This is a genomic window from Paenibacillus taichungensis (genome assembly GCF_003287275.1).
In the GTDB taxonomy this organism is placed as follows: domain Bacteria; phylum Bacillota; class Bacilli; order Paenibacillales; family Paenibacillaceae; genus Paenibacillus; species Paenibacillus taichungensis_A.
In genome coordinates, this window is the sequence record NZ_QEVW01000008.1 from 62,693 (window position 1) to 86,561 (window position 23,869).

General features: G+C 47.4%; 20 protein-coding genes and 1 pseudogene. 17 read left to right on the forward strand and 4 right to left on the reverse strand.

The features are described 5' to 3' along the window. Positions 1–46: 46 nt before the first annotated feature. The 3 genes and pseudogenes from ilvD to DC345_RS12955 all read right to left on the reverse strand — a co-directional run bounded on the left by ilvD (position 47) and on the right by DC345_RS12955 (position 3,462). Positions 47–1,732, reverse strand: coding sequence for a dihydroxy-acid dehydratase (gene ilvD / locus DC345_RS12945; RefSeq protein ID WP_113053445.1), 1,686 nt, complete (start codon positions 1,730–1,732; stop codon positions 47–49). Between the two features lie 316 nt (positions 1,733–2,048). Further along, a pseudogene (locus DC345_RS12950) lies at positions 2,049–2,297 on the reverse strand (KGG domain-containing protein); the annotation flags it as partial. 112 nt (positions 2,298–2,409) lie between these two features. Further along, complete coding sequence (locus DC345_RS12955; protein WP_113053446.1) at positions 2,410–3,462, reverse strand: acyltransferase family protein; 1,053 nt, start codon at positions 3,460–3,462, stop codon at positions 2,410–2,412. Between the two features lie 221 nt (positions 3,463–3,683). Here DC345_RS12955 and DC345_RS12960 point away from each other — a divergent pair, with 221 nt between their 5' ends. The 6 genes from DC345_RS12960 to mgrA all read left to right on the forward strand — a co-directional run bounded on the left by DC345_RS12960 (position 3,684) and on the right by mgrA (position 8,960). Continuing rightward, positions 3,684–4,649, forward strand: coding sequence for a sugar kinase (locus tag DC345_RS12960; RefSeq protein WP_113053447.1), 966 nt, complete (start codon positions 3,684–3,686; stop codon positions 4,647–4,649). An 86-nt stretch (positions 4,650–4,735) separates the two neighbouring features. After that, a complete protein-coding gene (locus DC345_RS12965) occupies positions 4,736–5,401 on the forward strand; it encodes a bifunctional 2-keto-4-hydroxyglutarate aldolase/2-keto-3-deoxy-6-phosphogluconate aldolase (RefSeq protein ID WP_063566860.1) in 666 nt (221 codons plus the stop codon). 87 nt (positions 5,402–5,488) lie between these two features. Beyond that, on the forward strand, positions 5,489–6,256 hold the full coding sequence (locus tag DC345_RS12970) for an alpha/beta fold hydrolase (RefSeq protein ID WP_113053448.1): 768 nt from the start codon (positions 5,489–5,491) through the stop codon (positions 6,254–6,256). A gap of 60 nt (positions 6,257–6,316) precedes the next feature. After that, positions 6,317–7,102, forward strand: a complete 786-nt coding sequence (locus DC345_RS12975; RefSeq protein ID WP_113053449.1) for an HAD family hydrolase — start codon at positions 6,317–6,319, stop codon at positions 7,100–7,102. A 21-nt stretch (positions 7,103–7,123) separates the two neighbouring features. Then, a complete protein-coding gene (locus DC345_RS12980) occupies positions 7,124–7,864 on the forward strand; it encodes an NAD-dependent protein deacylase (protein ID WP_113053450.1) in 741 nt (246 codons plus the stop codon). Between the two features lie 88 nt (positions 7,865–7,952). After that, entirely contained in the window at positions 7,953–8,960 is a 1,008-nt protein-coding gene (mgrA, locus tag DC345_RS12985) for an L-glyceraldehyde 3-phosphate reductase (protein ID WP_063566864.1), read from the forward strand. A gap of 101 nt (positions 8,961–9,061) precedes the next feature. Here the strand turns inward: mgrA and DC345_RS12990 are convergent, their stop codons facing one another. Then, on the reverse strand, positions 9,062–10,033 hold the full coding sequence (locus tag DC345_RS12990) for an AraC family transcriptional regulator (protein WP_113053451.1): 972 nt from the start codon (positions 10,031–10,033) through the stop codon (positions 9,062–9,064). A 156-nt stretch (positions 10,034–10,189) separates the two neighbouring features. Here DC345_RS12990 and DC345_RS12995 point away from each other — a divergent pair, with 156 nt between their 5' ends. From DC345_RS12995 to ptsP, 11 genes are all read left to right on the forward strand, one after another. Continuing rightward, positions 10,190–11,371, forward strand: coding sequence for a galactokinase (locus DC345_RS12995; RefSeq protein ID WP_113053739.1), 1,182 nt, complete (start codon positions 10,190–10,192; stop codon positions 11,369–11,371). Between the two features lies 1 nt (position 11,372). Continuing rightward, a complete protein-coding gene (gene galE / locus DC345_RS13000) occupies positions 11,373–12,362 on the forward strand; it encodes a UDP-glucose 4-epimerase GalE (RefSeq protein WP_113053452.1) in 990 nt (329 codons plus the stop codon). A 15-nt stretch (positions 12,363–12,377) separates the two neighbouring features. Next, positions 12,378–13,976, forward strand: a complete 1,599-nt coding sequence (locus tag DC345_RS13005; RefSeq protein ID WP_113053453.1) for a UDP-glucose--hexose-1-phosphate uridylyltransferase — start codon at positions 12,378–12,380, stop codon at positions 13,974–13,976. A 156-nt stretch (positions 13,977–14,132) separates the two neighbouring features. Further along, on the forward strand, positions 14,133–14,720 hold the full coding sequence (locus DC345_RS13010; protein WP_113053454.1) for an MSMEG_1061 family FMN-dependent PPOX-type flavoprotein: 588 nt from the start codon (positions 14,133–14,135) through the stop codon (positions 14,718–14,720). A gap of 91 nt (positions 14,721–14,811) precedes the next feature. Further along, positions 14,812–15,975: an iron-containing alcohol dehydrogenase gene (locus DC345_RS13015; protein WP_113053455.1), complete on the forward strand. Its 1,164-nt coding sequence runs from the start codon at positions 14,812–14,814 to the stop codon at positions 15,973–15,975. Between the two features lie 260 nt (positions 15,976–16,235). Next, complete coding sequence (locus tag DC345_RS13020) at positions 16,236–16,772, forward strand: NfeD family membrane protein (RefSeq protein WP_113053456.1); 537 nt, start codon at positions 16,236–16,238, stop codon at positions 16,770–16,772. Between the two features lie 58 nt (positions 16,773–16,830). Continuing rightward, positions 16,831–18,387 carry a flotillin family protein gene (locus tag DC345_RS13025; protein WP_113053457.1) on the forward strand — a complete coding sequence of 519 codons (1,557 nt, stop codon included), beginning with the start codon at positions 16,831–16,833 and terminating at the stop codon, positions 18,385–18,387. 165 nt (positions 18,388–18,552) lie between these two features. Continuing rightward, positions 18,553–19,407 carry a glucose PTS transporter transcription antiterminator GlcT gene (gene glcT / locus DC345_RS13030; protein ID WP_113053458.1) on the forward strand — a complete coding sequence of 285 codons (855 nt, stop codon included), beginning with the start codon at positions 18,553–18,555 and terminating at the stop codon, positions 19,405–19,407. Positions 19,408–19,695: 288 nt separating this feature from the next. Next, positions 19,696–21,753 (forward strand): glucose-specific PTS transporter subunit IIBC, encoded by a 2,058-nt coding sequence (gene ptsG / locus DC345_RS13035; protein ID WP_113053459.1) that lies wholly within the window; start codon positions 19,696–19,698, stop codon positions 21,751–21,753. A gap of 77 nt (positions 21,754–21,830) precedes the next feature. After that, positions 21,831–22,106: an HPr family phosphocarrier protein gene (locus DC345_RS13040; protein WP_036617010.1), complete on the forward strand. Its 276-nt coding sequence runs from the start codon at positions 21,831–21,833 to the stop codon at positions 22,104–22,106. After that, positions 22,099–23,811: a phosphoenolpyruvate--protein phosphotransferase gene (gene ptsP / locus DC345_RS13045; RefSeq protein WP_113053460.1), complete on the forward strand. Its 1,713-nt coding sequence runs from the start codon at positions 22,099–22,101 to the stop codon at positions 23,809–23,811. Before DC345_RS13040 ends, ptsP begins: the two co-directional genes overlap by 8 nt. Positions 23,812–23,869 lie beyond the last annotated feature (58 nt).

A 23,869-nucleotide genomic window follows, 5' to 3' on the forward strand; every position in this document is an offset into this window, starting at 1 on the left:
CTTTATTTATGTTTCTGGTATAGAAATTCACCAGATATTACTTGAATTAGATACTCAGTACGCCGCCGTTGCTTGCATTCGTTACGAGTTTGGAATAACGAGCGAGATAACCGGTTTTTACTTTCGGTTCAAAGCCTTTCCAACCTGCGCGACGACGTTCGAATTCTTCGTCACTGATATGCAATTCGATGATGCGGTTGTTCAGATCAAGTTCTATGATGTCTCCTTCTTCAACAAAAGCGATTGGACCGCCTTCAGCAGCTTCCGGAGAGATATGTCCGATACTGATTCCGCGGGATGCGCCAGAGAAGCGTCCGTCGGTGATCAGACCTACTTTGGCACCAAGGCCCATACCTACGATCTGGGAAGTAGGAGCGAGCATCTCAGGCATACCTGGTCCGCCTTTCGGTCCTTCATAACGGATAACAACAACATGTCCTTCTTTAACTTTGCCGTTCGCAATGCCTTCAAGCGCTTGTTCCTGGGAGTCGAAGCAAATAGCAGGACCTTTGTGGTATCCGCCAACCGATGGGTCAACAGCACCGACTTTGATGATAGCTCCTTGTGGTGCAAGGTTACCAAACAATACAGCCAGTCCGCCTTTTTCCGAGTGCGGATTATCCAGATGATGGATGACATTTGTATCTTGGATTTCCTGACCTTCAACGTTCTCACGGATCGTTTTACCCGTTACAGTAATGCAGTCTCCGTGAATAGCACCTGGTTTCTTGAGCAATTCGTTCAGAACAGCACTTACGCCACCCGCATTGTGAACGTCTTCGATGTGAAGATCGGAAGCAGGTGCCAATTTTGCCAAGTGAGGAACGCGGTTAGCAACTTCATTGATTCGCTCGATTGGATACTCGATGCCTGCTTCATGAGCCAGTGCCAATGTATGAAGTACCGTATTTGTGGAACCACCCATAGCCATATCCAGTGCAAAAGCGTTGTCGATGGCTTCTACAGTAACGATATCACGTGGTTTCAGATCCATTTTGATGAGTTCCATCAGTTGTTTAGCGGATTGTTTAACAAACTCACGACGCTCAGGAGCAACAGCCAGGATGGTTCCGTTACCTGGCATAGCCAGTCCCATCGCTTCAGCCAGACAGTTCATGGAGTTCGCAGTGAACATACCGGAGCATGATCCACATGTTGGACAACCGAACTGTTCAAGTTCAAGCAAGCTCTTATCATCGATTTTACCAGCTTGATAAGCACCTACGCCTTCAAATACGGAAGTCAGGGACAATGCTTTACCGTTGCTGTCACGACCTGCCTTCATTGGACCACCGCTGACAAACACGGTAGGGATATTACAGCGGAGTGCACCCATCATCATGCCTGGTGTGATTTTGTCACAGTTCGGGATACATACCATGCCGTCGAACCAGTGTGCAGATACAACGGTTTCCACGGAATCCGCGATAATGTCACGGCTTGGCAGCGAGTAACGCATACCAATGTGTCCCATGGCAATTCCGTCGTCAACTCCGATGGTGTTGAATTCGAATGGAACGCCACCGGCTTCACGAATAGCTTCCTTTACAATTTTACCGAATTCCTGCAGGTGGACATGGCCGGGCACGATATCGATGTAAGAGTTACATACGGCAATAAATGGTTTGCCAAAGTCCTCTTCTTTAACGCCCGCTGCGCGGAGCAAACTGCGGTGCGGTGCACGGTCAAAACCTTTTTTGATCATATCGGAACGCATCTTCTTGGCTGACATGGTGTATTTCCCCCCAAATTTATAATATTGAGCAACATGAATGGAAATATAAATGGCAGTGCATCTGTCGTTTAATTTCATCCGTACTCTAAAAAAATAGACCAGTGATACTGGTTTCGAGCTTCCCGTAGTTTGTGAAGTTCTTTGCTGCTTTAAACCCGTGAACAACCCGGTTTTTCTATAGAGTCTATCACAACCGTCGTCATATTTCTACAATTCAATAGAAAGAAGCTTCAATCCATTAGTGGAATGAAGCTTTCTTGATTTGATGCACGGGCTCAGGTGATCTTTCGCCGCTGCCCATGGGGATTGGCTAACTACTCCCGCCTTTGCGGCCAATCTCCCGATAGAATTCTTTATTATGAGTTTCGGAAGTTGCTTCTCCACCCTTGCGTCCAATTTCCTTATAGAACTGAGAATCATGCGCATCTGAAGTCGCTTCACCACCTTTTTTACCTATCATTTGGTAGAAGCTCCGATCATGCTTTTTGGATGTGGCCTTGCCACCTAACCTACCGGCTTCCTCACGACTCATTTTGTGTTCAGACGTCTGTGGACGTGCCATTACAAATCACTCCTTATATCATAAGTAGATTGTTGTAGCGCGTATTCCTACTTACCACAACTTTTCCAGCCTGAAACAAGTCGATTTGGATGGTAAGGAGCAGGATTTCAGTTCATCTGAACCAGGATGCTGAACGTTTTAATACCCCTTGACGATTGAACTGGAAGCGGGAAATATCGGGCTCAATGAGAGGGCGGAAGGTATGACGGATGGCTGGGTGGGCCAGCGTTACAGCGAACAGTAACGCAATGGAGACAATCACCGGGATGTACAAGCTGGTCTCCATATAGTTGTAAACCCCGGACCAGACCGCCAAGCGAACGAGAAATCCATGTAGAAGGAACACATACAGCGTGCGTCGTCCCAATTCAGTCAATCTGGATGTTAATGGAGGGACCCATGCGAGAAATAATGCGCCTGACCCGATTTCAAGTGCATAAATTCCGAGGCGATAAATTCCTGCAAACCACTCATGATGTCCAAGCTCTGCGTAAGTCATGCTTCCCAGTAACCAGCCTGGTGAAATGTTGAGCCCTCCGAGTCCGATCCAACCAAGAAGAGCAGCAGACAACGTAGCTGCAATTTTACGACCCCAGCCGGATCGCAAACGGGAGCGGATGGACGCTCCGTAGTCATACCCGATAACAAAGAAAGGAAGAAATACAAATGTTCGGCTGAAGCTCAGCCAGAAACCGTCAATGGGTAAATATCCGGCACATACCCCCAGCATCACGGCACCGAGTAGTCTGTAGATCGGTTTCCAAGAGAGTGTGAGACGAAGCAACAGTCGCCAGCAAAAATGACTTGCCAGAAACCAGAGCAATAGATAAGGTGCAAAGAAAGACAAACGCATATGCGGTGTATGGAATACGGTGAAATCCATTACTGCATAGAGGGACTGAAACAGAAGGTACTGTAATGCAATCTGTTTAAGCACATTGCGGCCAGATGTACCTTTGAGTGAATGTCTGGCAAAGTAGCCGGTTACCCATACAAACAGCGGCATGTGAAACGTATATATCCACAGAAACAGAGCCTCTGCTCCTGCAAAACGCGTAATGATTGGTTCGAGAGCATTGCCCGCTAGTACACAGACAATAAGCATAAAGCGCAAGTTGTAAAAAAAGGAATCCTGATCGTTGTGAATGTTAGTCGGTTTGTTCATGTTGTAGCCCCCCTGATAACCCTTGGCGATTGCAATCTGGTTCTGTAATAAGGGTAATATGGATGTGTAGTATTCATTGTGATATATTTCACATGAGAAAGCGCTATCCTTTCTCAAAGCTGTGACAACAAAATGAACGCTCCGGGATTGACAACGGTTGCATAGAGGCTGACAATGGGGAAAGAAGATGAGAAATTGTAAATATAAGGAGGGGAGAATTCATGTCGACGAATACCCGCCGAAGCCCTGAAATTGTTACGTTTGGGGAAAGCATGGGTTTGCTGACAGCAAAGGATACAAGAGGCCTCGAATATGCAGCGACATTAGACAAATCATTTGGTGGCGCAGAGAGTAATCTGGCCATTGGTGTATCCCGGCTTGGGCATACCAGTGGTTGGTTTGGCCGTCTGGGTAATGATCCGATCGGTAACATGATCTTGAAGGCTATTCGTGGTGAAGGTGTAGATGTATCCAGAGCAAGGATGAGTGAGAAAGAGTCCACCGGTTTGATGATTCGTGAGAACGCTTCCGGGAAAGCCTCGGTGCACTATTATAGGAAGCTATCCGCTGCAAGTGCAATTACTCCTGAAGACCTGGACCCGGATTATATTGCGGGTGCGCAAATCCTTCACGTTACAGGCATCACTGCAGCAATAAGCGCATCGGGACTTGCTACTGTTGAAGCTGCTATACATATAGCCAAGCAGGCTGGTGTGAAAGTGAGTTTTGATCCGAATCTGCGTCTTAAATTGTGGTCAGCTGAAGAAGCGCGGCCTGTTCTGCTTCGTCTGGCTGAGCAAGCTGATTATTTCTTGCCGGGTCTGGACGAGATGAAACTTCTGTATAACGAGGAAGATGATCAAAAAGTACTTGAGCGTTTGTCCGCCATGAAAGCAGTCTGCATCGTTAAGGGCGGTCCTGATTTGACCTACGTATTGGTGAATGGTACCCTAACGGAAGTTCCGTACTTCAAGGCAGATCATGTCCTGGATACGGTCGGGGCAGGAGATGGATTCTGTGCGGGCTTTTTGTCCGGACTTATTAAAGGATATTCTCCGCAGGAGGCGACCCGTCTCGGGAATTTGACCGGTTCCATGGTTATACAGGCTGTTGGCGATTGGGAGGCGCTCCCGACGTGGGAGCAGGTCGAGGCCAAGCTGAACAATGTAGCTCATGTTGAGCGCTAGTCGCTGCTGATATCATAGATGTCTCATCTTCGTTCATTAATGTAAGGCTTGTAATAGACAACCACATTGACAAGGGAGAGAATGAAATGAAGAAGCTTCAGCTGCTGCAAAAAATAACGGACAGTGGGGTTGTTGCGGTTCTGCGTGCAGATTCTGCTGATCAGGTTATCGCCATGGCCGAGCAAGCCATCGCGGGTGGCATCAAGATTATCGAGATTACGATGACAGTGCCTAGTGCCCTCAAAGCCATCGAGAAATTAAGCCGTGTATACCATTGGAACACACAAGATCCAGAGAAATTTGCCATTATTGGAGCTGGAACAGTGCTTGAACCCCAGACAGCGCGTGCCGCGATTATGTCAGGTGCCGAGTTTGTTGTAGGTCCTTCTCTGAACCCGGACACTGTGAAAATCTGCAACTTGTATCGGATTCCGATTCTTCCAGGGGTGATGACCATTGCGGATGTACAACGTGCGTTGGAACTAGGCGTGGATATTGTGAAGTTGTTCCCGGGTAATCTCTACGATCCATCTATAATTAAAACAATGAAGGGACCTATGCCGCAAGCGAATTTCATGCCAACCGGTGGGGTTTCCTTGTCCAATCTGGGTGACTGGATCAAGGGAGGCGCCGTTGCTGTAGGTATTGGGTCGGACCTTACAGCGGAAGCAGTGAAGACGGGGGACTTGAGTCATGTTCGCCGCAAAGCGGAACAATATATGGATGCTTACCGCAAGGCCAAGGCTGAATAGCGATGAATGATGCAGAATGGGAGCCTCAGGAATGAAGGCTCCCATTCTGCAAGCCGCGGCACCTGCGGAAGTGCAGAAAGGTGATGAATGTTGAGAAACCGATATAATACAGGGCGTAAGAAAAGGGGCATCGGGAAATTCCTGCTCGTTCTTCTGGCGCTCATTGTCATTGGGTGTGGGTTTGTGGCCTGGAAGCTGTTTACGCCTTATGGACCACAGGAGATGGCTCAGACAGCAATAGAAACTGCAAATCAGGTGACAGTAACTGAAAAAGACAGCTGGATTGATTTTGTACCGGACAAATCTGCTGGGGTGAGTGTTATTTTTTATCCAGGTGGATTGGTTAAACCGGAAAGTTATGCACCTCTTGCCCATGAACTTGCCGCAGCAGGACATCATACCATTATTGCGAAAATGCCGGTTAATCTGGCGGTACTCAAGCAGAATCTCGCAGATGATATTATTAAAGCTTATCCGGAGGAACAATTTGTTATGGGAGGCCACTCTCTTGGTGGATCGATGGCGGCACGTTATGCGGCTTCCCATCCTGATGCACTCCAGGGCATCTTTTTCCTCGCATCCTATCCGGATGAAAAAGGCAGTGTGAAGTCATTGGGGATACCAGCGTTATCCATACTGGGTACGAATGATGAAGTTGTGAATGCAACAAAGTATCAGAATGGTCGGGCATATTTACCAGAAGATACGGTGTATTACACCATTGAAGGTGGCAACCATTCACAGTTTGGTGACTATGGCCATCAGAGCGGTGACGGCGAACCTGGAGTCAGTGAAGAGGAGCAACTGTCCCAAACGGTTAAAACGACTCTAGGTTGGCTGGATACAATCAAGTAACCTGCAAGTTCAACGGTGAAAGGGACTAATCCATAGCAGAGGGAACTGGAGGTGATACGTATGTCCATGCTTCAAATCCGTGAGAAGCAAGTTCCCTGCCGAGGCATTCTTTTTGATAAGGATGGAACATTACTGGATTTCTTACAGTTATGGGGGCCGTGGGCAGAGTCTTTGCTGAATCAGCTGGAGTCACAGCTGTTAGAGCTTGGGGCCTCGTTCACGGTGGAGCGTGAGCAAGTTCTGGGTACGATCCGCGATCGTGAAGGTCGTCTGATCGGATATGATCTTCAAGGACCCTTGGCTATTGCCACGGTGGACGAGAGCAATGGTTTGCTTGCTGGGCAGTTGTATGCAGCAGGCATGCCATGGAATGAAGCGATCACTATGATTCGCCGTTTTTCCAGTATCGCCATGGATGAGGTAAGGCAGAGAAAAATGGCTGAACCGCTGCCTGGATTAAATGCATTTTTGCAGAGCTGCCAGGAAGCATCGATTCCGATGGCAGTGGTCACTTCGGACAGCACAGCTGCTGCCGAGGAACATCTAGAGTGGATGGGCATCCGGTCGTATTTTACATCGATTGTTGGCAGTGATCGGGTGACGCGGGGCAAACCGGATGGAGAGGCTGCGGTTCTGGCTTGCCGAGAATTACATATTCTTCCTGAGCAGGCTGTTGTGATCGGTGACAGCAATGGAGATATGCAGATGGGACGTAACGCAGGGGTGTCCTGTAAGATTGGTTTCTGTCCAGCAATCGAGGAAAGTCACTATTTACATGACGCTGATACCATTATCCAACATTATCATGAGTTAAAAATCATCTCTGAACATTCCTCACAGGGGTGATCTCGTAAAGGAGGAGAGAGGATGAACGCAACAGAACAACTGGCTGCCTGGATTAATGAAAGTTCAAATATTGTTTTTTTCGGAGGAGCCGGAACTTCAACGGAAAGCGGGATTCCCGACTTCCGCTCTGCGGCTGGTTTATACCAGACAGAGCAGCATTCACCCTATCCACCGGAAGAGCTGCTGAGCCGACATTTTTTTGACCAGCATGCGGATATTTTTTATGATTTTTATCGAGGCAAAATGCTTCATCCCGATGCGATGCCCAACGGCTGTCATCGACTGCTCGCCAGATTGGAGCAGGAAGGAAAACTTCAGGCGGTTATCACGCAAAATATCGACGGGCTGCACCAAAAGGCTGGCAGCAGCAATGTCTTGGAGCTTCATGGTTCAATCCATCGAAACGCTTGTATGGATTGCAAGAGGTTTTATGGGCTGGATGATATTATTACCGCAAAAGATAAGGTGCCTCGTTGCACGGCTTGTGGTGGCGTGATCAAACCGGATGTCGTGCTGTATGAAGAGGAGTTGGACCAGACGATATTATATCGTTCGGTTGATGCACTGTCCTCAGCGGATTTGCTGCTGGTTGGTGGAACTTCACTAACCGTGTATCCTGCCGCACAATTGATTACGTATTTTCAAGGGAAACATACGGTCTTGCTTAACGCTACACCTACGGCTTACGACAGGCGGGCTGATTTGTTGATTACAGACCCTATTGGTGAGGTAATGAATAAGGTGGACCAGCTTCTTGGTTAAACGTAAGTCAACATTATCCGAATAACCGCATTCTCCGGCATACGGACCGGGTACTAGAGGCGGAACCTGGGGAAAGAAGGGATTCATGATGGTCTACGTAGCCAGCGATGCACGCTACGAAACAATGAAATACAACCGCGTTGGACGTTCAGGATTGAAACTGCCAGCGATTTCACTTGGGTTATGGCATAATTTTGGTGGCATTAATAATGCGGAGAACGGCCGAAATATGATTACCCGTTCGTTTGATCTTGGCATTACGCATTTTGACCTTGCCAACAATTATGGTCCGCCGGCAGGTTCGGCAGAGCAGTTATTCGGTCAGGTTTTGGCACAGGATCTGAAGCCATATCGAGATGAACTCGTCATCTCCACCAAAGCCGGGTACTATATGTGGCCTGGACCTTACGGTGAATGGGGTTCTCGTAAAAACCTGGTTTCCAGTCTCAATCAGAGCTTGAAGCGAATGGGTCTCGATTACGTAGACATCTTTTATTCTCATCGTTATGATCCCGAAACACCTCTGGAAGAGACGATGATGGCGTTGGACCATATTGTACGTTCCGGCAAAGCCTTGTATGTCGGCATATCCAACTATCCTGCAGAACAGACGAAGCAGGCGGCCGAAATTCTCAAAGGCCTGGGTACACCTCTGTTAATTCATCAACCCAAATATTCCATGCTGGATCGCTGGATTGAGGATGGACTGCAGGATGTACTTGATGAGTATGGAACAGGCAGCATCGCTTTTTGTCCATTGGCACAAGGCGTGCTCACCAACAAATATCTGAATGGCATTCCAGAAGATTCACGTGCCAAAGGCCCGTCTGTATTTTTGAATGAAAACAACATCTCGCCAGAGACATTGCGCAAAGTTCGTGCTCTGAATCAAATTGCAGCATCACGTGGTCAGAGTCTGGCCCAGTTTGCACTCGCTTGGGTATTACGTGATGGCAAGGTAACTTCTGCACTGATTGGTGCAAGTCGTCCTTCGCAGATTGAAGAGAATGTCGCTGCTCTCAGTCAGTTGGAATTCTCCTCAGAGGAATTAGAACGCATTGAATCGATTCTCCGTCCGGAACCGGATCATAAATAAAGTTCAAAAGGTGCATCTTAGCCATAATGGCGGGATGCACCTTTTTTGTTCCTTTATTATGTAGACCTACGGAATAGGAGATCCTACTTTTGATTACAGGGTTATCTCTGGTGCGGTGGTACTTGGCGAGAACCTTGAGGCAAGGGACTATTAAGAATATTCTCCCGGTACAGACTAGGTGCTTCCCCATGGAATCGCTTGAACTGTTTGGAGAAATACAGCGCATCTGGCAAGCCCACGGAGGCGGATACCTGTTCGATGGACAGATCCGGACGTTCCCGCAGCAACTGGCGCGATTTATCGATCCGCAGTTTAAGCAGGTAGGTGACTGGTGATAGTCCGGTCTCCTGTTTGAAAATGCGGGAAAGGTACGCACGATTATAGCCAAGACTGGCTGACATTTGCTCAATCGAGACAGGGTAGGCATATTGGGTAGACATGTATTGAATCATTTGTTTTACCGTTCGTCGTATGGAGGATTCACCTGGTATTAAGGTTTGACCCTGAGAAAGGTGATTTTGTGCCTCGGCTAGAATCATATATAACGTACCCAGTGATGTAAAATGAGAGCTTTCTTTTCGCTCGGCAAAAGCCGTCTGCATCACGGATAACCAGTCTGTAATACCGCAGGAAGGACCTGCATGAAAGACGGATTTCTCCGGACGGAAGCCTGCTTCCTCTATATGCTTCGCAGCCTGGCTGCCGGTAAAGGCCATCCAGCGATATTGCCAGGGATGCCGGGCATGGGATTGATAACTTACAAGCTGTCCCGGTTGAATGAGAAAACAGTCTCCTGCGGACAGTTCGTAGGTATGTAGTTCAGTACGGAACGTACCGGCTCCTTTTTCTACATAATGCAATAGATAATAATCGTATAGCTTCGGGCCAAGGGCGTGACCGGGAAGGGTCTGGCTTGCCCCTGCAAAGAGGACATGCAATGCCCCTTTTTCATAATAAACAGGATTGGAGGCAACCGAATAGCTGAGAGCTCCACTTTTGCCAGAGGTTTCTGGAATTTGTTTTATCGGATCCCCCGTTGCCCCCGTTGGAGCTTCCTTACGTTGTTCAGTCATGATGACATTCCTTTCCTTCCTGGATGTTCCATTCATTATACGTCGAAAGGTCACATTTATCCATATGGAACACACATGGTTGCATTTCAAGAGGAACCGCCTTCTTGTATAATTACATTAAGAAAACCAACAACATTGAGATGGGGTGCAGCAGCAATGAACATAAATGAATTGAAACAAAAGTTTATTGACAAGTACGGAGAGAGTGGAGCGGACATCCGTGTATTCCATGCCCCTGGGCGGGTGAATCTGATCGGTGAGCACATTGACTACAACGGGGGATACGTGCTTCCGGCAGCGCTTGAATTCGGTACCACATTGATTATCCGTGAGCGTGAGGACAACAAGTTGCAGTTGGCTTCCACGAATATGTCCTATGAAGGAACGCTGGATACGTCCTCTATTGGTAAGGAGAAAACAGGGGAATGGACGGATTACCCGGTAGGCGTCATGGTAGAACTGCAAGGTAAAGGCGTAAAAGTAACCAAAGGTTATGACTTCCTCTATCATGGAGAAATTCCGAACGGCGCAGGACTTTCCTCTTCCGCATCGCTGGAGGTTCTTACCGGGTATGCCATCCAGTCAGTTGAAGGTGTTAAGGATATTGATACGGTGCAACTGGCACTGCTGTCCCAGAAGGCAGAGAATGAATTTGTTGGCGTCAACTGTGGCATCATGGATCAGTTCGCTGTAGCTAATGGAGCAGAGGATCATGCGATCCTGCTGATGTGCGACACTCTTGAATATGAAAAAGTGCCATTCCGTACCGGCGCCTACAAGCTGGTCATTGGTAACACGAATAAACGCCGAGGGTTGGTGGACTCGGCTTACAACGAACGTCGCTCCCAATGTGAGCAGGCACTTGCCATTTTGAAAGAACAACTGCCTGCACTGAACTATCTGGCGCAACTTACACCTGAACAATTCGTTACACTGCAGGATCATATCAAGGATGAGAAGGTAAGACAGCGTGCCCAGCACGTCGTGGAAGAGAATGCACGTGTACTTGCATCAGTGGATGCACTGCGTGATAACGATCTGGAGACTTTCGGTAAGCTGATGAATGCTTCTCATGAATCCCTTCGTTACCTATATGAAGTGAGTTGCGAAGAGCTGGACGTGATGGTTGAAGAAGCTCAACGAATTCCAGGCACTCTGGGTGCACGCATGACCGGAGCAGGATTCGGCGGATGTACAGTTTCCCTTGTGCATGAGGACGATGTAGAGCGTTTTGTAAGCGAAGTTGGAGCGGCATATGAAGCACGTACCAGTCTCAAAGGCGAGTTCTATGTATGCGGAGTAGGCGACGGCGTTAAAGAATTTAAGGAGGCGAAGTAAGATGGCGATTTTGGTGACAGGTGGAGCAGGATATATTGGTTCTCATACGGTAGCGGCTTTGTTGGAGCGTGGCGAAGAGGTCGTTGTATTGGATAATTTGCAGACAGGGCATCGTGAAGCTCTGCTGGGCGGAAAATTGTATGAAGGTGATCTGCGTGACAAGGAACTTCTGGCGAAGCTGTTCGCTGAGAACTCCATTGATGCAGTCATCCACTTTGCGGCTAATTCACTGGTCGGCGAGAGCATGAAAGATCCCGTGAAATACTATGACAACAACGTGTTTGGTACATTGTGCCTGCTGGAAGCGATGAATGCAGCGAATGTACGTCGCATCGTCTTCTCCTCTACGGCTGCTACTTATGGCGAGCCGGAGAAAGTGCCCATTGAAGAGAGTGATCGGACAGAGCCTACGAACGTATATGGTGAAACCAAGCTGATGATGGAGCGCATGATGTCCTGGTTCGATAAAGTACAGGAGATCAAATACGTCTCACTTCGTTACTTCAATGCTGCCGGAGCCCATGATAGCGGCAAAATCGGTGAAGATCACCAGCCGGAGAGCCATCTTATTCCACTCGTGCTGCAAACGGCCTTGAAACAACGTCCACACATCGCCGTGTTTGGTGACGACTACGCGACCGAAGATGGAACCTGTGTACGTGATTACATCCACGTAAGTGATTTGGCGGATGCACATCTGCGGGCCGTAGACTACCTCCGTAAAGGGGAGAACAGCAACGTGTTCAACCTGGGCAACGGTCAAGGTTTCTCTGTTAAACAGGTTATTGAGACAGCTAAGAAAGTAACTGGCCTTGACATTCCGGTTGTTCAGGAACCACGTCGTGCGGGTGACCCGGCTGTACTGGTCGCATCGTCTGCCAAAGCAAGATCCGTACTGGGCTGGAATCCAAAATGGACGAATCTCGAAGATGTCATTCAAAGTGCATGGAGCTGGCATCAGTCTCACCCGGACGGCTACGCAAAAAACTAGGAGGCGAACATCGATATGTCACAGACTCATATTGCAGCAGGCGCCACAGAGCGGACACCGGAGCAGCAGGAAGCACTGCATGCCATTGAACGTCTGGTAGCATTTGCCTTGCAGAACAAATTGATTGAAGAAGCGGATCGGGATTACAGCCGTAATCTGCTGCTGGAACAGTTTGGGTTCTCCGAGCCGTATGCTGGAGTATTGAACGAGACGGTGTTGGATGGACCCCAACCATTGCTGGATACGCTGATTGATTATGGATTTGAGATTGGACTTATACCTGAAAATACGGATACGTACCGTGATTTGCTCGATGCGAAGATTATGGGTCAATTGATGGCCCGTCCATCCGAGGTGGTGCGCGCCTTCCGTCATACGGAGCAGACCGAAGGCATCGAGGCGGCTACTTCCCAATTTTATGAGCTTTCGATTCATTCCAATTACATTCGCATGGATCGCATCTCTAAGAATGTGTATTGGACACAGGATACAGCTTATGGAGACATGGAGATCACGATCAATCTCTCCAAGCCGGAGAAAAGTCCGAAGGAGATCGCGATGGCCAAGCTGCTTCCGCCTCCGGTATATCCGAAATGCCAACTTTGTCGTGAAAATGTGGGCTATGCCGGTCGGGTCAACCACCCGGCGCGACAGAACCTGCGTGTCATTCCATTGGAATTGAACGGCGAACCCTGGTTCTTCCAGTACTCGCCATACGTGTACTACAACGAGCACTGCATTATTTTCCATCACGATCATGTGCCGATGAAATTAACCAAAGATACGCTGCGCAGGCTGCTGGCTTTCGTGGGGGAGTATCCGCATTACTTTATCGGTTCCAATGCCGATCTGCCCATCGTTGGCGGCTCCATCCTGACTCATGACCATTTCCAGGGCGGGCGTCATACCTTTGCCATTCAAAATGCGAAGCCAGAGGCGGTATTCCGCCACGTTGGTTCACCGGGACTTACGCTTAGTCTTGTGAAATGGCCAATGTCCGTATTGCGACTGGCATCACAGGATCCGGCTGAGTTGCTCGAAGCGGGGAATGCCGTGTATGAAGCGTGGAAGGTATACAGTGATTCTACGGTGGAGGTCGAAGCATTCAGTAAGGTTGATGGAGAACAGATTCCACACAATACAGTGACTCCAATCGTTCGTCGCAGTGCGGACGGAGGATATGAGATGGACCTTGTTCTGCGGAATAATCGCACGAATGATGAACATCCCGAAGGGATTTTCCACCCGCACCGCGAAATGCATCATTTGAAAAAAGAGAACATTGGACTCATCGAAGTGATGGGGCTTGCAATCCTGCCAGGCCGTTTGAAAGAAGAACTGGACAGCATCGCGGATATTCTCGCTGGGGATGCCAAGCTGGCTGAGGCAGCCAAAGCTTCCGAACATGTGTTGAACAAACATCTGGGCTGGGCAGACGAACTGATCGAACGTTTCGGTCCCAACCTGAACAAGGAGCAAGCTGTTGCGCTTGTACAACAGGAAGTCGGCTTGAAATTCGCGGAGATTCTCGAACATGCAGGTGTCTACAAATATGATGAGGCAGGACGCCAAGCCTTCCGTCGTTTTGTGACCAGCATGGGATACACCGAATAAACATGTACAACCTGGAGCACCAGCCCTATAGGGCTGGTGTTTTGGTTTATTTGACAATGTGAGATCGAAAAATACTTCTTTACTATGTACACATGTATAATATTTAGAAGAAAAGTCATGGATACTCCTTATCATTAAAAAAAAGGGGATACGAAAATGGAAAAAAAGGGTTTGGATATACCGCTGGTTACCGATGCCGGGGAATTGCAAAATATGGTGGGTGAACCCCACGAGCATGTACGTAACAAGGCAATTTCGTTTGTAGATGCACATGTTCAGAACTTTATATCGCTTTCTCCTTTATTTCTCCTCTCCACTTCTGATCGTGAAGGAAAGAGTGATGCATCTCCGAGGGGAGACGGAGCAGGGTTTGTAAAAGTAATAGATCCCTATCGGCTTGTCTATCCTGAACGTCCTGGCAATCGCAGAATCGATTCTTTACTAAACATTTTGTCCAACCCAGGCGTGGGCATGCTCTTTCTAATTCCAGGTATGAACGAGGTGCTGCGCATTAATGGGAGGGCTTCAATTACGAAGGATGAGGAATTTATCGCGAGTATGGATTGGAGCGGCAAAACCATTGGGGCAGCTGTCATTGTGGAAGTGGAAGAATGCTTCATTCATTGTCCACGAGCATTTAAACAAGCAGGATTATGGTCGTCTGAGACGTGGGTGGATAAAGAAAGCTTGCCATCAACCAGTGAAATGTTCCGTGCACATTTGCAAATCAACGGAATGCTATAAAGTGAGTGGCTATCGATTTGTTTTTGTATAATCGGGGTACTATAATGGGAGTTGCACTAAAATATGAATCTCCATTGGAGGCGACATAGATATGAGATCTTTTCAATTTTATAATCCAACCCGATTGATTTTCGGTAAAGGTCAGCTGGAAGCACTGAAAACCGAAGTACCGAAATACGGCAAGCGGGTTCTGCTTGTATATGGTGGCGGCAGTATCAAACGCAGCGGTTTGTACGATCAGGTGATCGGACTGCTGAAGGAAGTTGGAGCTGAGGTTACGGAGCTGGCTGGTGTAGAACCGAACCCACGTCTTTCGACGGTGCACAAAGGTGTAGACCTCTGCAAAACGAACAACATTGACCTGGTCCTCGCTGTAGGCGGCGGCAGTGTACTGGATTGTGCCAAAGCGATTGCCGTAGGCGCCAAGTATGACGGCGACATGTGGGACTTTGCTCAGCGCAAAGCCGTTGCACAGGATGCTCTTCCACTCGGTACCGTGCTTACAATGGCTGCAACTGGCTCGGAAATGAACTCCGGTTCGGTTATCACGAATCAGGATACACAGGAGAAATTGGGCTGGGGCAGTGCGTATTCGTTCCCTGCGTTCTCGATCCTTGATCCGGTAAATACATATACCGTTCCTCTGGACCAAACGGTTTACGGCATGGTTGATATGATGTCTCACGTACTGGAACATTATTTCCATCTGGATGCCAACACACCGGTTCAGCTCGGCTTCTGTGAGACGATTCTGCGCACAGTTATGGATGCAGCGCCTCGTCTGGTTGAAGACCTGGAGAACTATGAACTGCGTGAAACGATTCTTTATTGTGGAACGATGGCATTGAACGGCGTACTGAACATGGGTCTCGCTGGTGACTGGGCTACTCACAATATTGAACACGCGGTATCCGCAGTGTATGATATTCCGCATGGCGGAGGGCTCGCGATTCTGTTCCCGCATTGGATGAAGCATAATGTGGACGTAAATGTGGATCGTTTCAAACGTCTCGCGATCAATGTGTTCGAAGTTAATCCTGAAGGTAAATCGGACAAACAGATTGCTGAAGAAGGTATCGATGCATTGAGCAAATTCTGGACATCCATTGGTGCGCCTAACCGTCTGGCTGATTATGATATCGATGACAGCCAGATCGAAGTTATGGCTGACAAAGCTATGCTCTTTGGCCCATTTGGTAACTTCAAAAAATTGCAACGTGAAGATGTTGTATCCATCTACAAGGCTTCTCTATAAAATTAAAACATAAAAACACAGCGATGTGTTCTGGAACCGCATGTCTCCTTTAACGGAGATTTGCGGTTCTTTGTTGTGAATAAGAGCGAATTGGAGAATGTTCCAGGAACTGGACCATATTGCGATGAGAATAACCATTATCGGGTCTAGAATACAAATGAGGAAAGATTTTGAAACATAACGGCACCTTGCTACGTATTTATTTACATGAGGAATGCCCAGTTGGATGGAATTGCGGCAGAAGAGAGGAGGAACGGGGAATGGAGTCAATCTATTGGGGGTGTCTAATCGGAGGAGCCATATTTGCAGTCGTCAGCCTTGTGCTAGGTGACTTGATTGATGGCTTGCTGGACGGGGCCTTTGAATTGCCAGGCCTTGATTTTTTCAAACCTGTTGTGCTGGCTGGTTCCATAACAACCTTTGGTGGAGCCGGCATTATGCTGACACGTTATAGCTCGATTAGTGCGATTTCGGCACTGATACTATCCCTGCTTATAGGTATTGCTGCAGCCATGCTGGTATTCTTTGCATATATCAAGCCGATGCGTAACAGTGACGTTTCCATTGCATTTTCCATGAAAGAGCTATCTGGGAAAATTGGAGAAATTACCATTCCGGTACCGGAAAAAGGTTTTGGTGAAGTCATGATCAAGATTGCTGCCGGTAATACGGTGCACACGGCATCCAGCTTTGAACATCGTCCCATTGCGGCGGGAGCGCGTGTTGTAGTTGTGGATGTAACCGAAGGTGTACTGCGTGTGTCGGAATGGGATGAAGATGTACTTAAAAATGTTTAAGGTAGTTTAACCGTTAGCAGTGTAAGCAGTCATGTATGAATAAGGGGAGAGATGTGGAATGAGTGATTTGAATTTGGATATGGATGTATTGTTGATTCCTGCAATCGTTGTCGGTGTTATTCTGATTCTTGGTTTGGCATTCTGGGCGAGATACAAAACGGTTGGGCCGGATGAAGCCATGATCGTTACGGGTTCATTCCTCGGAAGCAAAAATATTTCCGACGATGACTCCGGACGGAAAATTAAAATTGTTCGTGGAGGCGGCGCATTTATCTTGCCAGTGTTCCAGCAGTCAGAGTTTATCTCTCTGTTGTCCCATAAGCTGGATGTTTCCACACCGGAAGTATATACGGAACAAGGCGTGCCGGTCATAGCCGATGGTGTCGCCATTATCAAGGTTGGAAGCTCTGTAGAAGACGTGGCTACTGCAGCGGAACAATTCATCGGTAAGCCCGTAGAATCATTAAGAGGCGAAGCACAGGAAGTTCTGGAAGGGCATTTGCGGGCCATTCTCGGAACGATGACGGTCGAAGAAGTATACCGTAACCGTGATCGCTTCGCACAAGAGGTTCAAGGTGTAGCTGCCAGAGATCTGAAAAAAATGGGACTGCAAATTGTCTCTTTTACCATCAAAGATGTTCGTGACAAACAAGGTTATCTGGATGCCCTCGGTAAACCGAGAATAGCAGCCGTCAAGCGGGACGCCGAAATTGCGGAAGCGGAAGCGATGCGGGATGCGCGTATTCAGAAGGCTAATGCAGAAGAGCAAGGGCAAAAAGCCGAGTTGCTGCGTGATACGAATATCGCTGAAGCTGCAAAAGAGAAAGAATTGAAAGTAGCGACGTTTAAGCGTGATCAGGATACTGCAAAAGCGGAAGCGGATCAGGCTTACCATATCCACGAAGCACGTGCGAGACAAACCGTGGTGGAGGAAGAGATGAAGGTTGAGCTCGTTCGTAAAGAACGTGAGATTGATCTGCAAGAGAAAGAAATTATTGTACGTGAGAAGCAGTATGATGCTGAAGTGAAGAAAAAGGCAGAAGCGGATCGTTATGCGGTGGAGCAGGCTGCCGAAGCGGATAAAGCCAAAAGAATGCGTGAAGCCGATGCGGTACAGTACTCCATTGAAACGCATGCAAAAGCTACTGCTGAGCAGAAGCGTCTTGAAGGTCAAGCGATGGCAGATGCTGAACGTGCCAAAGGTACAGCGGATGCAGAGGTTATTCGTCTCCGGGGTCTGGCGGAAGCAGAAGCGAAGGAAAAACTGGCCGAGGCGTTCCAAAAGTTTGGCGAAGCTGCCGTGCTCGATATCATCGTCAAAATGCTGCCTGAACTTGCTGGCAAAATTGCAGAGCCGATCTCTGCAATTGATAAGCTGACCGTTGTGGACACAGGTAAGGGTGAAGGCGCCACTCGTGTAAGTAATTATGTAACTGAGCTCATGGCGACAGCCCCTGAGATGCTCAAAAGTGTCTCCGGCATTGATGTGGAGCAGTTAATTAAAGGTCTCACCAAACCTAAAACAACAGCACCAGTTGCTATTCAACAGAGCGAACCTGTAACGACTCCCTCTATAATCGATAAGATTGTGGAAAAAGCTGGAGTTGACGAGTAAGACAACGAATTATAAAGCACTTATGTTCTATTGACCTTAAGGCGAATTTTTGTTACTTTTTAAGCGAGACGTCCGGCGCGGTTTGCCCGCTTCCGGATGTCTTTTCTTTCTTACTAGGGTGTGACTGAATCACACTTAAGATGGTGTGAAAAAGAGGTGCAAATATTGAGTAGCCTGCAAGTAGCCAAAGCGCTAAATAATAATGTAATTATTGCACAGCATCCTGAACATGGAGAAGTTGTCGTGATTGGTAAAGGCATCGGCTTCAATCGGAAAACGAATGACATTATTCCACTAATGGCTGTGGAAAAGATGTTCATTTTGAGAAACCAGCAGGAGCAAGAGCAGTATAAACAGCTTCTTCCCCAAGTGGATGAAGCATTGATCGAGATTATTAACGAAGTCATTACGTATATTGCTGAGCATACGGACGTTCCTTTAAACGAACATATTCATATCGCATTGACCGACCATATTTCTTTTGCATTAAAACGGAAAGAACAAGGGATTGTCATCCAGAATCCTTTTCTATATGAGACCCGTGAAATTTATCCTGATGAATATCGGATGGGTGAATATGCGGTTCGTTTGATTAAAGAAAAACTGAGTGTAGATCTGGGCATGGACGAAATCGGTTTTATTGCACTTCACATCTACAGTGCCATGACCAACCAAAATATTTCTCAAGTTCGCGAACATTCGCAATTGATTACCGATCTGGTTAGCCTAGTGTCCACCCAACTGGATTATTCGTTTGAGACGCAATCACTGGATTACTCCAGGTTACTAACTCATCTTCGCTTTGCCTTGGAACGTGTCCGTCGGGGAGACAAAGTGGAAGAAATTCACAAACTGGATTCCCTGCTAAAATTGGAATATCCTGAAATGTACTCGCTTGCATGGAAGCTAACGAAGGTGATGGAAAAAAGGTTGAATCTTCCAGTATATCCTGCTGAAGTAGGCTATCTAACCATTCACTTGCAGCGCTTGAATCAAAGAAAAGAAGAAGAGAGCAAGTGAAATATTTCCACAAGTGGAACTCTAATTTGAGAAATTTCGTGTAAAGGCTTGCATCGTTTTTGAAGTGGTGCTACAATGGTTTCCGTAATCAAGCAACTGAATAAACACAAACGACGTGTTACTGATTCGATCAGGCATGAGTTAATTAGAGTGTGATTGTTCTTACCTTTATCCGGGTATGCTATACCCAAAGGTTGGCACAATTCACTTTATTAATTCATGCCTTTTTTGTTTTCCCTTGCTTGCATCACGACATATAAACTTAAACGAAAGGGTGGATACGACGCAATGTTTAAAAAGCTTTTTGGTGTATTGCAAAGAGTAGGTAAAGCTCTTATGCTACCTGTAGCAATCTTGCCAGCGGCAGGTTTATTGCTAGGGATTGGCAACATGCTTGTGAATCCTGATTTTTTGCAGTATGCAACCGTGTTAGATACTCCATGGGTAAGCTCAATCGCGACGATTATGATGAATGCGGGTCAGATCGTATTTGATAATCTGGCATTGCTGTTCGCTGTTGGTGTAGCTGTCGGGCTGGCCGGAGGCGAAGGTGTCGCAGGTCTTGCGGCCATCATCGGTTACTTGGTCATGAACGTGACTCTGGGTACAGCTGTTGGTGTTACGCCAGCCATGATCGGTGAAGTACCAGGTTATGCGAGCATCTTGGGTATCCCTACATTGAGTACCGGCGTGTTCGGAGGTATCATCATTGGTATTACCGCCGCGCTATGCTACAATCGATTTTTCAAAATCGAATTGCCGTCTTACCTTGGTTTCTTTGCAGGTAAACGATTTGTCCCAATTATCACTTCAGTCGTTTCCCTCTTAATCGGGTTGCTTCTGGTGATCATCTGGCCTCCGATTCAAAATGGGCTGAATGCTGTATCTCACTTCATGGTAGATACAAGTCCGACATTGTCGGCGTTCATATTCGGAGTAGTAGAACGGTCACTTATTCCGTTCGGTCTGCATCACATTTTCTATTCACCATTCTGGTTTGAGTTCGGTGAATATGTGAACAAAGCTGGAGATGTCATTCGTGGAGACCAGCAAATCTTCTTCAATCAACTGCGTGATGGTGTGAACCTCACAGCGGGGACGTTCCAAGTTGGTAAATTCCCGTTCATGATGTTCGGTTTGCCAGCAGCGGCGCTTGCGATGTACCATGAAGCAAGACCGGAGCACAAAAAGTATGTTGCAGGGATTATGGGGTCAGCTGCGCTGACTTCATTCCTCACAGGGATTACAGAACCGCTTGAGTTTTCATTCCTGTTTGTAGCGCCAATCCTGTTTGCAGTACACTGTATCTTTGCAGGTTTGTCTTTCATGACAATGCAAATTCTTGGAGTCAAAATCGGGATGACATTCTCCGGTGGATTCATTGACTTCCTGATCTTCGGAATTATCCCGAACCGCACGCCTTGGTGGGATGTTATCATCGTAGGTTTGATTCTTGCAGTGATCTACTATTTCGGATTCCGATTGATCATTCGCAAATTCAACCTGAAAACACCAGGTCGTGAAGAGGCAACACCTGAAACAGCTTCGGGTGGTGGAGGCTCAGGTTCAACAGATGATCTGCCTCACAACATTCTTGCTGCATTCGGTGGGCAAGAGAATATCAAACATCTGGACGCCTGCATTACTCGTTTGCGGATTGAAGTAAATGAGAAATCCAGTGTAAATAAAGATCGTTTGAAACAATTGGGTGCATCTGGCGTACTTGAAGTGGGTAATAATGTACAGGCCATCTTCGGTACACGTTCAGATACGATTAAATCTCAAATGCAGGATATCATTGCAGGACGGACACCGGCACCAGCTCCAGCAGCTGTAGCTAAGCCAGCTCCTGAACAGGAAAAGGCGCAAGGTGAAGAAGGCGAACGAATTATTGCGGAAGACATCGTTATGCCAGTTAACGGCGAATTGATGGATATCACAAACGTTCCTGATCCGGTCTTTGCTGAGAAAATGACAGGCGATGGCTTTGCTGTTCTACCTCATGATGGCAAGATTACTTCTCCTGTATATGGTAAGGTGTTTAACGTATTTCCAAGCAAACATGCCGTGGGCATTATGTCTGACGGAGGCAAGGAAGTGCTTGTTCATATAGGTGTCAACACGGTTAAGCTGAAAGGTCAGGGCTTTAACGTGCTCGTGCAGGAAGGCGACCTGGTATCTGCAGGACAGCCGATTATGGAAGTGGATCTGGAGTATGTGAAAGCCAATGCTCCGTCGATCATCTCTCCGGTCATTTTCACCAACCTGCCAGAAGGCTCGACAGTAACGCTAACGAAAAGTGGGTTACTGAAAATTGGCGATCAGCCGATTATTGAGATAAAATAAGAAGTGTTACGACGATGGCAAGCAAGTGTAAATATATGCAATGCCTAAATTAAATTATTGAAAGTGAGATGATTGTAATGCAACAAACATTCAGAATTACAGACGAAGATGGTATCCACGCACGTCCGGCGACAGCCCTGGTTAATACAGCAAACAAATTCAAAGGTGCAGAATCCTTTGCAGAAGCTAACGGTAAAAAAGTAACTTTGAAATCCATCCTGGGCGTACTTTCCCTGGGTCTGGAACAAGGCGACACCATCAGCATCATCGTTGAAGGCGAAGGAGAAGCTGAAGCTCTTCAAGCTCTGACAGACGTTATGGTTAACGAAGGGCTGGGCGAAATTAATGCTTAATGTCTCTGGGATCGCGGCTTCGGCGGGTATTGCTATCGCCAAGGCGTTTATCTTGGAGCATCCCAATTACTCTGTAGAAAAACGCGAAATCAACGACGTTGACGCAGAGATCGCGAAACTCGACTCAGCTCTGGGCAAATCCCAGGCTGAGCTTGAGGCGATCAAAGAGCGTACTTTACAAGAGCTTGGCGAGAAAAAAGCTGAGATTTTTGCTTCGCATTTGCTCATTCTGAATGACCCGGAACTGATTGATCCGGTTAAAGCGAAAATTGCAGACGATAAGGTTAATGCGGAATTCGCATTGAACGAAACAGCAACGCAATTTATCGAAATGTTCGAAAACATGAAGAGTGCTTACCTGCAGGAACGTGCTGCGGATATGCGTGATGTAACCAAACGTGTGCTAAATCACTTGCTTGGTATCGAATTCATGAGTCCGGCTGAGATCAGTGAAGAAGTGATCGTGCTTGCGGAGGATCTTACACCTTCCGACACGGCTCAACTGAACCGTCAATATGTTAAAGGTTTTGCAACCAATATTGGTGGACGTACTTCTCACTCCGCGATCATGGCTCGTTCACTTGAAATCCCGGCTGTAGTCGGAACCAAGGATATTCTGGCTCAAGCGAAACAAGGCGATATGATTATCGTTGACGGTTTGGACGGTCACGTGCTGGTTAATCCAACGGATGATGTAATTGCTGAGTATCGTTCCAAACAGGAGCAATACGATGCACAACGTGCGGAGTGGAGAAAACTGCGTGATGAGCCAACGGTAACGGTGGACAACGTTCATGTGGAACTGGCAGCCAACATTGGTACACCGAATGATGTTGCTGGTGTTCTGGAGAATGGCGGCGAGGCTGTAGGCCTGTACCGTACCGAGTTCCTGTATATGGGCAGAGACAAGCTTCCTTCTGAGGACATTCAGTATAATGCCTACAAGGCTGTACTGGAAAAAATGGAAGGCAAACCTGTTGTTGTTCGTACACTCGATATCGGTGGAGACAAGGAGCTTCCATATCTGGATCTGCCAAAAGAAATGAATCCATTCCTCGGTTTCCGCGCAGTTCGTCTGTGTCTGGACCGTCTGGATATTTTCCGTACTCAATTGCGTGCATTACTGCGTGCAAGCGTACATGGTAACCTGCGTGTTATGTTCCCAATGATCGCAACACTGGGTGAATTCCGTGAAGCCAAAGCTGTCCTGCTCGAAGAGAAGGAAAAGCTGGTTGCTGAAGGTATTGCTGTTTCAGACAGCATCCAACTGGGAATCATGGTCGAAATTCCTTCGACTGCGGTTCTGGCAGATCAATTTGCCAAAGAAGTGGATTTCTTCAGTATCGGAACGAACGATCTGATTCAATATACCATGGCTGCTGACCGTATGAACGAGCGTGTGTCGTATCTGTATCAACCATACAACCCTGCCATCTTGCGTTTGGTTAAAATGGTAATTGATGCAGCGCACCGTGAAGGCAAATGGGTTGGCATGTGTGGAGAGATGGCGGGAGACGAAACAGCAATTCCATTGCTGCTCGGTCTCGGACTGGATGAGTTCAGCATGAGCGCAACGTCCATTCTGCCAGCTCGCAGTCAGATCACCAAGCTGTCCCGTGCAGACATGCAAGAGCTTGCTGTCAAAGCACTGGATATGCAAACGGCTGAACAAGTCGTTGAATTGGTTCAAAGCATTCAAGCGTAATGTAATTTTATGGGGTTTCCACCCGATTTTAAGGGTTTCTTTTTCCGATAAAAAGCTG

What these genes read in the sequence shown, in the direction of transcription:
- ilvD (WP_113053445.1), bottom strand. Translation starts at nt 1,732, where the DNA reads ATGTCAGCCAAGAAGATGCGTTCCGATATGATCAAAAAAGGTTTTGAC.
- DC345_RS12955 (WP_113053446.1), bottom strand. Translation starts at nt 3,462, where the DNA reads ATGAACAAACCGACTAACATTCACAACGATCAGGATTCCTTTTTTTAC.
- DC345_RS12960 (WP_113053447.1), top strand. Translation starts at nt 3,684, where the DNA reads ATGTCGACGAATACCCGCCGAAGCCCTGAAATTGTTACGTTTGGGGAA.
- DC345_RS12965 (WP_063566860.1), top strand. Translation starts at nt 4,736, where the DNA reads ATGAAGAAGCTTCAGCTGCTGCAAAAAATAACGGACAGTGGGGTTGTT.
- DC345_RS12970 (WP_113053448.1), top strand. Translation starts at nt 5,489, where the DNA reads ATGTTGAGAAACCGATATAATACAGGGCGTAAGAAAAGGGGCATCGGG.
- DC345_RS12975 (WP_113053449.1), top strand. Translation starts at nt 6,317, where the DNA reads ATGTCCATGCTTCAAATCCGTGAGAAGCAAGTTCCCTGCCGAGGCATT.
- DC345_RS12980 (WP_113053450.1), top strand. Translation starts at nt 7,124, where the DNA reads ATGAACGCAACAGAACAACTGGCTGCCTGGATTAATGAAAGTTCAAAT.
- mgrA (WP_063566864.1), top strand. Translation starts at nt 7,953, where the DNA reads ATGGTCTACGTAGCCAGCGATGCACGCTACGAAACAATGAAATACAAC.
- DC345_RS12990 (WP_113053451.1), bottom strand. Translation starts at nt 10,033, where the DNA reads ATGACTGAACAACGTAAGGAAGCTCCAACGGGGGCAACGGGGGATCCG.
- DC345_RS12995 (WP_113053739.1), top strand. Translation starts at nt 10,190, where the DNA reads ATGAACATAAATGAATTGAAACAAAAGTTTATTGACAAGTACGGAGAG.
- galE (WP_113053452.1), top strand. Translation starts at nt 11,373, where the DNA reads ATGGCGATTTTGGTGACAGGTGGAGCAGGATATATTGGTTCTCATACG.
- DC345_RS13005 (WP_113053453.1), top strand. Translation starts at nt 12,378, where the DNA reads ATGTCACAGACTCATATTGCAGCAGGCGCCACAGAGCGGACACCGGAG.
- DC345_RS13010 (WP_113053454.1), top strand. Translation starts at nt 14,133, where the DNA reads ATGGAAAAAAAGGGTTTGGATATACCGCTGGTTACCGATGCCGGGGAA.
- DC345_RS13015 (WP_113053455.1), top strand. Translation starts at nt 14,812, where the DNA reads ATGAGATCTTTTCAATTTTATAATCCAACCCGATTGATTTTCGGTAAA.
- DC345_RS13020 (WP_113053456.1), top strand. Translation starts at nt 16,236, where the DNA reads ATGGAGTCAATCTATTGGGGGTGTCTAATCGGAGGAGCCATATTTGCA.
- DC345_RS13025 (WP_113053457.1), top strand. Translation starts at nt 16,831, where the DNA reads ATGAGTGATTTGAATTTGGATATGGATGTATTGTTGATTCCTGCAATC.
- ptsG (WP_113053459.1), top strand. Translation starts at nt 19,696, where the DNA reads ATGTTTAAAAAGCTTTTTGGTGTATTGCAAAGAGTAGGTAAAGCTCTT.
- DC345_RS13040 (WP_036617010.1), top strand. Translation starts at nt 21,831, where the DNA reads ATGCAACAAACATTCAGAATTACAGACGAAGATGGTATCCACGCACGT.
- ptsP (WP_113053460.1), top strand. Translation starts at nt 22,099, where the DNA reads ATGCTTAATGTCTCTGGGATCGCGGCTTCGGCGGGTATTGCTATCGCC.